This is a genomic window from Pseudomonas sp. B26(2017) (genome assembly GCF_002113045.1).
GTDB lineage: Bacteria > Pseudomonadota > Gammaproteobacteria > Pseudomonadales > Pseudomonadaceae > Aquipseudomonas.
In genome coordinates this window covers 1-667 of the sequence record NZ_NEJJ01000034.1, presented here as the reverse complement: position 1 = coordinate 667, position 667 = coordinate 1, and the positions used below count along the sequence as shown (strand labels likewise).

Genomic DNA, 667 nt, shown 5'->3' with positions numbered 1-667 from the left:
CACCGACTCCAAGGGCAGCGTGCCGCACAACGGCACCACCTTCGACACCAGCGTCACCGTCACCGGCAAGGCCAGCCCCGGCCAGACCGTGCAGCTCTACGACGGCAACACGCCCGTCGCGCCTGTCACCAATGTCGATGCCAACGGCGACTGGAGCAAAACCTTCACCGGCCTCAGCGTCGCGCCACACAACATCAAGGCCAGGGCACTGTACGGCACGCAACCGGAGTCGGCAGTTCGCAGCTTTACTGTCGCGGTAGCCTCGGCTCCATCAATCACCAATGTCACCGACTCCAAGGGCAGCGTGCCGCACAACGGCACCACCTTCGACACCAGCGTCACCGTCACCGGCAAGGCCAGCCCCGGCCAGACCGTGCAGCTCTACGACGGCACCACCGCCGTCGCGCCCGTGACCAATGTCGACGCCAACGGCGACTGGAGCAAAACCTTCACCGGCCTGAGCGTCGCGCCACACAACATCAAGGCAAGGGCGTTGTACGGCACGCAACCGGAGTCGGCGGTTCGCAGCTTTACCGTCGCACAAACCGTGACCCCCACCATCACCAACGTCACCGACTCCAAGGGCAGCGTGCCGCACAACGGCACCACCTTCGACACCAGCGTCACCGTCACCGGCAAGGCCAGCCCCGGCCAGACCGTGCAGCTC

Annotated in this window: 1 pseudogene; it reads left to right on the top strand. The window is 65.8% G+C overall.

Annotated elements, in window-relative coordinates:
• Positions 1–667: pseudogene (locus CAF79_RS28595) on the top strand (Cna B-type domain-containing protein); the annotation flags it as partial.